Here is a 2,800-nt window from a genome sequence, read left to right as displayed (position 1 = left end):
CCGACAAGGAAGCCAATTGCTTTTTGTTTCCCAGCCTTGAAATCTTCAATAGACTGTGGATTATTATCAAGTGCTTCACTTACTGCTTTCAGCAAGGCACCTTCATCAGAAATTTGGACAAGACCTTTTTCTTTTACAATCGTTTCAGCATCGCCGCCATGTTCAGCTAATTCCTTAAATACTTTCTTAGCTATTTTAGAGGATATGGTTCCATTTTCAATCAGCTTAATCATCCCAGCAAGTCCTTCTGCCGTAAGTGCAAGCTCATGAAGCTCTTTTCCTTCAGCATTTAGATAGGCTGATAATTCTCCCATAATCCAATTGGAAGCCTGTTTAGCATCTGCGCCGGCTGAAACAGCTGCTTCAAAGAAATCTGCTGTTTCTTTTGACACAGTTAAAACAGCAGAATCATAAGCAGGCAGCCCGAACTCTTCTACATAACGTTTCTTCCGAGCATCCGGCAGCTCTGGAATCTCAGCTTGAATTCTCGCTTTCCATTCTTCATCGATATATATATCGAGTAAATCCGGTTCAGGGAAATAACGATAATCATCTGAACCTTCTTTAACGCGCATTAGAATGGTTTTCCCTGTTGCTTCATCAAATCTGCGTGTTTCTTGTTCAATAATTCCACCTGACTCTAGAATATCAGCCTGACGAATTTCTTCGTGTTCAAGACCTTTTCGAACGAAGTTAAAAGAGTTCAAGTTTTTGAGCTCCGTTTTCGTACCAAATTCCTTTTGTCCAGCAGGACGAAGAGAGATATTCGCATCACAACGTAATGATCCCTCTTCCATTTTACAATCTGACACTCCAGTATATTGAATGATCGATTTTACTTTTTCTAAATATGCGTAAGCTTCTTCAGGAGAAGTAATATCGGGTTCCGACACGATTTCAATCAATGGTGTACCTTGACGATTGTAATCACAAAGTGAGCCGGTAAAAGTATGTGATAGCTTACCTGCATCTTCTTCCATGTGAATGCGGGTAATTCCAATTTTCTTTTTAACGCCGTTTACTTCGATTTCTACCCAGCCATTCTCACCAATTGGTTTGTCAAATTGAGAGATTTGATACGCTTTGGGATTATCCGGGTAAAAATAGTTCTTCCGGTCGAATTTAGTCACTTCTGCCACTTCACAATTTAAAGCAAGAGAGGCTTTCATAGCATAATCCACGACTTTTTTGTTCAATACAGGCAGAACACCTGGATATCCAAGGTCAATCACGCTGGTATTAGTATTAGGTTCTGCTCCAAAATGGTTCGGACTAGACGAGAAAATTTTCGAATCTGTTTTAAGCTCTACGTGTACCTCAAGGCCGATTACGGTTTCAAATGTCATGATATTCACCCCTTACAGTGTTGGAAATTGCTTATGATGAGCCGTTGCCTGTTCATAGGCGTGAGCTGTGCGGTATACCGTACTCTCATCAAAGTGTTTACCGATAATTTGTAAACCAAGAGGCAGACCTTCTTTAGAGAATCCGCATGGCACGGAGATTCCTGGAACTCCCGCAAGATTTACAGGTATTGTTAAGATATCATTTGCATACATCGTTAATGGATCGTCAATTTTTTCACCAATTTTAAATGCAGGTGTAGGCGTTGTTGGTCCAATAATGACATCATATTTTTGGAAGACATCTTCAAAGTCTTGCTTAATTAATGTACGAACTTTTTGTGCCTTTTTGTAATAAGCATCATAGTAGCCAGAACTTAATGAGAACGTTCCAAGCATAATCCGGCGTTTCACTTCGTCACCAAAGCCCTCCGCACGAGTCTGCTTGTACATTTCTAATAAATTAGCCGCATTATCTGTTCTGTAACCATATCGAACGCCATCAAAACGGGATAGATTGGCAGAAGCTTCTGAAGATGACAATAGATAATACGCAGCAAGTGCATATTTCGAATGCGGTAGAGATACTTCTTCCCACTTCGCTCCTAATTGTTCAAGTACCTTCAAGGCGTCAAGTACTGAGCCGCGTACCTCTTCACTTACACCTTCTCCTAAATATTCTTTTGGCACCGCGATTTTCAAGCCTTTAACGTCTCCCGTTAACGCGCTTAAAAAATCGGGTACATTAACGTTCGCTGATGTAGAGTCCATTGGATCAACACCGGATATTGCTTGCAGTAAGTAAGCATTATCTTCAACTGTTCTGGTAACTGGACCAATTTGGTCAAGAGAAGAAGCGAATGCTACTAGACCAAAACGTGATACACGACCATAGGTAGGTTTTAGGCCGACTACACCACAGTACGCTGCGGGCTGACGAATGGAACCGCCTGTATCAGAGCCAAGGGAAAAGGGAACTTCACCAGCTGCTACAGCTGCAGCCGAGCCGCCTGAAGATCCGCCTGGAACATGATCAAGATTCCATGGATTACGTGTTGCTTGGTATGCAGAGTTTTCATTGGAAGAACCCATCGCAAATTCATCCATGTTCAACTTCCCAATGGTAATGGTTTCAGCTTGCTGAAGTTTTTGGACGACCGTTGCATCATAAATCGGGTCAAAGTTTTCAAGGATTTTACTTCCGCAGGTTGTACGAAGATTCTTTGTGACGATATTATCCTTCACACCGATAGGCATTCCAAACAAAACATTCCCGCTATTTTCTTTCGTAACCATTTCATCTAATTGTTTAGCTTTTTTGCGTGCATTTTCTTCATCTAATGTAAGAAACGCTTTAACCTTATCTTCTACTTCGTTGATTCGTGTATAGGATTCATGAACAAGGTCCGTAACAGTGATTTCTTTGTTATGTAATTGTTTATGAAGCTCAGAAATAC

Annotated in this window: 2 protein-coding genes; both read right to left on the bottom strand. The window is 41.0% G+C overall.

What is annotated here, in order from left to right:
• Positions 1-1,346 (bottom strand): Asp-tRNA(Asn)/Glu-tRNA(Gln) amidotransferase subunit GatB (gatB, locus tag AC52RT_RS03415; protein WP_495539454.1); only part of this gene is annotated, 1,346 nt, incomplete at its 3' end.
• Positions 1,347-1,358: 12 nt separating this feature from the next.
• Positions 1,359-2,798: an Asp-tRNA(Asn)/Glu-tRNA(Gln) amidotransferase subunit GatA gene (gatA, locus tag AC52RT_RS03410; protein ID WP_495539453.1), complete on the bottom strand. Its 1,440-nt coding sequence runs from the start codon at positions 2,796-2,798 to the stop codon at positions 1,359-1,361.
• Positions 2,799-2,800 lie beyond the last annotated feature (2 nt).

The organism is Peribacillus sp. (assembly GCF_059453735.1).
This window is presented reverse-complemented; position numbering and strand designations above follow the sequence as displayed.